This window comes from Caulobacter sp. B11, assembly GCF_002737765.1.
GTDB lineage: Bacteria > Pseudomonadota > Alphaproteobacteria > Caulobacterales > Caulobacteraceae > Caulobacter.
Genome location: NZ_PEGG01000115.1, coordinates 1 through 5,847 on the forward strand (window position 1 = coordinate 1; position 5,847 = coordinate 5,847).

The 5,847-nt window shown below is 63.9% G+C and carries 8 protein-coding genes and 1 pseudogene; 2 read left to right on the plus strand and 7 right to left on the minus strand.

Annotation, left to right across the window (positions count from 1 at the left end; translation table 11 throughout):
• Positions 1-554, plus strand: a 554-nt coding sequence (locus CSW58_RS06120) for an SOS response-associated peptidase family protein (protein ID WP_099446688.1), incomplete at its 5' end; no start/stop codon positions are given.
• Positions 555-758: 204 nt separating this feature from the next.
• Complete coding sequence (locus CSW58_RS13705; RefSeq protein WP_143755103.1) at positions 759-1,004, plus strand: hypothetical protein; 246 nt, start codon at positions 759-761, stop codon at positions 1,002-1,004.
• A 360-nt stretch (positions 1,005-1,364) separates the two neighbouring features.
• On the opposite strand, the gene CSW58_RS06125 is transcribed toward CSW58_RS13705, so the two are convergent.
• The 7 genes and pseudogenes from CSW58_RS06125 to CSW58_RS06155 all read right to left on the minus strand — a co-directional run.
• Positions 1,365-2,141, minus strand: coding sequence for a DUF3800 domain-containing protein (locus CSW58_RS06125; protein ID WP_161494574.1), 777 nt, complete (start codon positions 2,139-2,141; stop codon positions 1,365-1,367).
• A 127-nt stretch (positions 2,142-2,268) separates the two neighbouring features.
• Positions 2,269-2,409: pseudogene (locus CSW58_RS06130) on the minus strand (transposase); the annotation flags it as partial.
• A gap of 155 nt (positions 2,410-2,564) precedes the next feature.
• A complete protein-coding gene (locus CSW58_RS06135) occupies positions 2,565-2,996 on the minus strand; it encodes a hypothetical protein (protein ID WP_143755104.1) in 432 nt (143 codons plus the stop codon).
• Entirely contained in the window at positions 2,996-3,490 is a 495-nt protein-coding gene (locus CSW58_RS06140; RefSeq protein WP_161494575.1) for a TIGR02594 family protein, read from the minus strand. Before CSW58_RS06140 ends, CSW58_RS06135 begins: the two co-directional genes overlap by 1 nt.
• 40 nt (positions 3,491-3,530) lie before the next feature.
• Complete coding sequence (locus CSW58_RS06145) at positions 3,531-3,842, minus strand: hypothetical protein (RefSeq protein WP_099446692.1); 312 nt, start codon at positions 3,840-3,842, stop codon at positions 3,531-3,533.
• A gap of 2 nt (positions 3,843-3,844) precedes the next feature.
• Positions 3,845-4,207: a hypothetical protein gene (locus tag CSW58_RS06150; RefSeq protein ID WP_099446693.1), complete on the minus strand. Its 363-nt coding sequence runs from the start codon at positions 4,205-4,207 to the stop codon at positions 3,845-3,847.
• A gap of 30 nt (positions 4,208-4,237) precedes the next feature.
• On the minus strand, positions 4,238-5,847 hold a 1,610-nt coding region (locus CSW58_RS06155; RefSeq protein WP_369825095.1), incomplete at its 5' end, for a hypothetical protein.

A 5,847-nucleotide genomic window follows, 5' to 3' on the forward strand; every position in this document is an offset into this window, starting at 1 on the left:
TGGGGCATGCCTGGGGCATGCCTGCGAGGAAGGCGCTGCTCGACGCCGCGACCAAGCGGGCTGACAAGCTCCGGGCCAAGGGGCGCGACGTCGACTTTGCAGAGTTGCTCCGTCTGGAGCCCGACAGCGGCACGACCAATGTGCGCAACACCGACAGCGGCCACTGGAAGCGCTGGCTGGGCGTCGAGCATCGGTGCCTTGTGCCGTTCACCAGCTTCAGCGAATTCAACCGCGACGCCGGCGGCGACATCTGGTTCGCCTTGGCTGAGGATCGCCCCCTCGCCTTCTTCGCCGGGATCTGGGCGCCGCAATGGACCAGCGTGCGCAAGATCAAGACGGGTGAGGAAACCTGCGATCTATTCGCCTTCCTGACCACGGCGCCAAATACCGAGGTCGGAGCGGTTCATCCCAAGGCGATGCCGGTCATCCTGACGACCGAGGATGAGCGAGAAGCGTGGATGGCTGAGCCATGGCCGGAAGCCCGCCAACTGCAGCGCCCTCTGCCAGACGGCGCCCTTCAGGTGGTGGCGCGAGGCCTAAAGAAGGACGGTTGAACGTGAATCGGCCCGCCTATTCGGAGCATTCAGCGCGTCAAAAATCGGCACAAATACACAAGCCAAGGCTCCAATGACCGGATCCAACTTTAGAAACCGGCGGATAACACCGCTTCCGGCGTATATGTACTTCGCAAACCCAGATTTGGGCCGGTCGCAAGCCACGGTCTATGCTACCGGTACGGATATTTTATGGGGGCTGGTATGAGCGACGCGCTTGGGCGATTTCTCGGTTATGCGCTTGTTATTGGATTTGCCATCTGGGGATTAGCCACATGGGATTCTAAGATAAAAAGCGATAAATCCAAGCGCGAAATTGCCTACGAAATGTCTATTTCGAACAATGATGAACTGAAGAAAGCCGACGAGCGGATTGATCAACTTGAATCCGAAATATCGGATCAGGAAGACCGCATCAGCGAGCTTGAAGGCCGACTTGGGGTGAACTGAGAAGCTTCCAGCTTCGTACTAGGTAGGCGGAACCGTGTTCGCATTTTACGGAGTAAATTCGGGGAGCAGCGCTTAGACCGTGGGTCGGCAGGTGCGGCCAGCGCATCGGCGATAATCAAGAGCCGGAACTTGAGCTTTGTAGCCGTGGATGGCTATAACCAGCGGGACTCGCGGGCGAACCGGGTTCGCGTCGCCGCTAACGGAGCAGTGAGAAAACGAAAGAGCTTGCAACCGATTCGCGCCTATTTCGTTTTTCACTTGCGGTTAAGGCCTACGGAATTATATATGATCCTAGGCATTGCCTGTTAGGTTCACCGTATGGGGGCCGCGAAAAGCCGGGGTTTATCCCCGGCTTTTTCGTTAATAGCAGTAGTATTTAATGCCCATCGCCTTGATGCTTTCGGTGTCTGGTAGCGCAAAATTGATGATTTTAGCGCTGTCCCTCAACTGTCTGAAAACATGGAACGATCGATCGTAACGCTGTCTTGCTATAGCGTAGATATAACTATCCGCTATTTGCAACATTCTGGACGATTTGGTTTTCCATTCAATTGTACCTAAAGTCTCGGCAAACACCTCTTTAGAAAGAGGCGCGTATTTCGCGGAGTTATCTTTGTCAAACTCTAAGCCATTTTCTTTTAGATTTGCAAAGTAGCCCTTCACGGTATCGTTGATTGCAATATCGCTTTCAAAAACTACATCAAGTTTGCACCCGATAGAAACGGCATATTTTACCGCCCGCTCGATCGTAATATCGAAAGCGCTGCGGCAAAGCAGCCATTTCGTACCAGGATGCTTTTCAATATAGCCACGCGCCACGTAGCCCGGGCGATCAATAATGCAGGCTGTCCCAAGGGCAGGAACGGCTGATAGAAAAGCTTTATAATCCAGCCAAAACTGATCTCGCTCTCTCTGCGACAAACGCCCCAGCCACGAGAAGCCCTTCTTCTCGGCAAGCATGTCAGTGAAGTGAAATGGAGATTTCACATTCCAGCTAGCAACGATCTCGTCGTGCAGGCGCTTTGCCTCTATCTCATCCTCTTTTCGGATGATGAATCCGCCCAGACCGAACCAATCTCTACCTAGTCGCGAGAGATCGCTTTTCTTGTCGGGCTGACGATTTCCAGTTTCGTCCATGTAATATGTTAGGGTGGCCATAAAGCCATCTAACCGAGTTGGTTGCGGATTCCCATCCCTCCCCCTATCGCATGGGCAAGCATGACGATTATGACCTAGTCCTTTTTAGGGGGCGCCGGTTTTATCGCCCCAGCGCCGAACGGTAGGAGTAGCGGAAGTCAAATTCCGCCAGATAGCGGTGCAGGTGCTTCTTGCCGCAATGCTAATAGACGCCCTCCATGCCGCGCTTGAAGACCGAGAAGAAGCCTTCAACGGTGTTTGTCGTGATGTAGCACTCGTCCCTCGCACCAGACCTTCGCCCGATCCAGCCGCTGCACATTTCCCCGCGCCCAGGGCAGCCACTCGCCAAACAGAAATGCGCTCAACCCCGGCGGCAGGGTTGATGGGTCGATCCCGGGCGGCGGCAAGGGTTCAGGCTCGATGTCAGCCGCCAGGCTGGCCGGGCAAACCAGCGGCGCGTCGGCCGGTATAGGCGCCGGCGGACCAGAGGCCCTGAAGGTCGCGCACCCTGTCATCAGCGGCAGGGCCAGAGCAGCTGCGAGAAGCATAGCCCGCGTCATAGGCGGCACGGCATTGTCCTTTCCAGAATTGCGCCGTCGCGGCGGCGTCGAGCGCCTCGCCCCGGCCATTTGATTTCATAGCTTTGTCACGCGCGCGGATCTGATCCGCCGCCAGGGTCAGCGCGCCGCCGGCCCGGGTCAGGGCCAGGGCAGCCCGGGTCCGCGCCGAGTCTGATCGGTCGAGGCGGGCCGCCAGGCCCCAGGGCGCGCGCTCATAGCCGGCCATGACCATCAGGCCCAAGGCCAAGCCGAAAGCTCCGCGCACCCCAACGACCTTGCAAAGCGCGCCCAGCATCACGCCTCGTTGCGGCTCAAGGCGCCGCCCTCCCCCTTGATCACCACCGCTGTCGAGGTCACCGCTTTGCCGGCCGGCCAGCGCGAGGCGACCATGCGGTTCTTTTCGATCCGGATGATCTTGACCGCGTCGCCCTGGTTGCCGCCCAGAACGAAGAAGGCGACGGGGTCTTCGCCGACATAGAAGCCGACGTGGCCGCCGCCAGGCCGGCTGAAGACCAGCACCGCGCCGACACAGGGCCGCACGGCCACGCCCCAGGTCGCCCAGGCCGAAGCCCGGATAGCGATCGGTGGGGGCTTGAGACCGATCGCGTTGATGCAGTGCGCGGCGAACAGGCCGCACCAGGGAACGTGATCGCCTCCATAGGCGATGCCCAGGATCTTCGATCCCAGGCCCTCCGCCATCTTCATGATCACCGGGCTATTGCCGACGCCGGGAACCTCGCGCGTGCCGATCAGGGCGCGCGCGACCACGATCCATGCGGGATCCGTCATGGTCTTCTTCCTTCTAACGATGTGAGGGTGTGAAGAGGGCTCAGCGGCCCTTGGACGGCCCGATGCGGCCATCGGTGACGCCGTCCAGGCCATCGGCCTTGTGGAACAGCGCCGGGCCATAGGTGGCGGCCAGATAGACGACTAGGCCCAGCAGCATCAGCAGATCGCCCAGGCCCGGGCCTCGGCCGAGCGCGCGTCCCGGGCCAGCCCAGGCGATGCCGGCGGCGACAGCGGCCAGGCCCAGGCGCTGGGCCTGCGAGAGCACACCGCCCCAACCCAACAGAGCGATGGTGGCGATCATCAGCACCACCGCTGCGGCTAGGACGACAGACACGACGAGGAACGGCGACATGATCAGCCCTCCCCCGTGGTGATCCGCACCTTGAGCAGGGCGAGCGGATCTCCGGCCACCTTGGTCAGCCAGGGGACCAGGCCAGCCAAGACGATCATCCCGAACAGGCCGGTGAGAAAGGTCACCGCCCGTCCGACCTCGGGTGGGATATGGCCCCACGGCCACACGGCGCCGAGCAATGCGATCACCGCCGGGGCCAGCCACAGGACGCAGGCGAGGCCGAAGCAGACGCTTAAACTCTTGCCGCGCACCGTCAGGTGCTCGCCGAACGCCATGCTCATCACGGCGCCGGCAATGCCGGGCGTCAGTGGAGCAAGCTTGGCCAGGGCGGCAAGCAGATTGGGTTCGCCGGGATTGTCGGCCATCGGGCTCTCCTTTCAAAAATCAGAAAACGGCTAGGGGCGCAGGGAGCGCACCAGCATCACGAGCCGCCGGCGCATGGCGCGGACGGTGAAGGCGATCGAGGTAGCCCCCAGGGTCTTGGCCAGGCTGGCCGCCAGCGCGATCGACGCGGTCGCGGCGCCCGTCGTCGCGCCCAGGGCCTTAGAAACAGCGGCGGCGATCCCGACGCTGGCCGTAGCGGCCTGGGCGGTCACGCCCAAGGTACGGCTCACGGCGGCGGCGATGGCCGCGCCCGCGGTGATCGTGCGGCCTATACCGCCCAGGGTGATCGCGCTTGCGGCTGCGATGGCCGCGCCTGCGGTGATCGTCCGGCCAATTCCGCCCAGAACGATCCCGGCGGCGGCGGCCAGGGCGACGCCGGCTGAAGCCGCTGCACTCGTCGCGCCCTGCACCGTGGCCACCATGGCCGCGAGCGCAGCCGAGGCGGTCGCCGCTCCGGACGTGGCCCCCAAGGTTCTGGTCGACGTGGCCGCGATGGCCGCGCGGGCCGACGAGCTCATGGACGTGGCGCCCAGCGCCCGGCTCACGGCCGCCGCGATGGCCACGCCCACGGCCCCGGTCACGACCGTCGCGCCCAGGGTCGGCGCGGCCGTGGCGGCCAGGGCGATCTGAACGGACGCCGCCACGGATGTCGCCGCCAGGGTGACGCCGACGGCCGCCGCCACGTTGACCCCGGCCGTGCTGCTGACAAGCGAAGGGCCAAGCGTCTTCAGCACCGAGGCCGAGATCGGCGCGGACATCGTCCCCACTCCGACCGTCGCGCCGAGAGCGCGATTGACGATCGAGGCCAGACTGACGGCCACGCTCGCCGCCACGACGGTCGCCCCAAGCACCGGCGCGGCCCCTGCCGAAAGCGCCGCCGCGACTGTCGCAGCTATGCCTGTCGCGCCCAGCACCGGGCTGGCGGCCATGGCCAGGGCGACCTGCACAACCCCCGTGGCCGAGGTCGCCGCCAGGGTGATCCCGGCCGCCGCCGCCAGGTTGATTGACGCAGTGCTCGATCCTGTCACCGAGCCCAGGGTGCGGGTGGCATTGGCGGCGATGGGCGCCACCATGGCGCCAGACGCAGTGGTCGCCCCTAGGGTCCGCGCGACCACAGCGCCGACAATTGCTCCGAGGGTGGCGACCAGCAGGGTGGGTCCAAGCACCAGGCCCGCCGACGCCGACAGCCCAACCCCGACAGCAGCCCCGATGCCCGTCGCGCTCAGGGTCACCGCCGACGCCGCGACGATCCCGACCCCGGCGCTTGCGCTGGATCCCGTCACGGCCAAGGTCGCGTTGACCGCGCCGCCCACCGCCACCCCGGCGCTCGACGCGCCTGTCGTGGCTCCCAGGGCCTTGGCCAGGGTTTGCGGCCAGGGATGCCGCCAGCGTCCCGCCGCCGTCACTGCCCCGTGGGTCACGGCGACGACCGCCCCGGCGATGGCCTGGGCGGTGGCGGTAAGGGTTGTCGGACTCACCGTCCGCGAGATAGCCGCGCTGAGCGGCGCGACGACGGCCCCGCTCAGGGTCGTGGGCGCCAGTTCGACATTGCAGTTCATGCCCGGCTTGATCAGCGTCGCCGTGATCAAGGTCGGGTCCAACGTCGCAGCGACGTTGAATA

Bases quoted from the DNA above. Each gene is read 5' to 3' on its own strand.
- CSW58_RS13705 (WP_143755103.1), top strand. From the start codon at position 759: ATGAGCGACGCGCTTGGGCGATTTCTCGGTTATGCGCTTGTTATTGGA.
- CSW58_RS06125 (WP_161494574.1), bottom strand. From the start codon at position 2,141: ATGGACGAAACTGGAAATCGTCAGCCCGACAAGAAAAGCGATCTCTCG.
- CSW58_RS06135 (WP_143755104.1), bottom strand. From the start codon at position 2,996: ATGCTGGGCGCGCTTTGCAAGGTCGTTGGGGTGCGCGGAGCTTTCGGC.
- CSW58_RS06140 (WP_161494575.1), bottom strand. From the start codon at position 3,490: ATGACGGATCCCGCATGGATCGTGGTCGCGCGCGCCCTGATCGGCACG.
- CSW58_RS06145 (WP_099446692.1), bottom strand. From the start codon at position 3,842: ATGTCGCCGTTCCTCGTCGTGTCTGTCGTCCTAGCCGCAGCGGTGGTG.
- CSW58_RS06150 (WP_099446693.1), bottom strand. From the start codon at position 4,207: ATGGCCGACAATCCCGGCGAACCCAATCTGCTTGCCGCCCTGGCCAAG.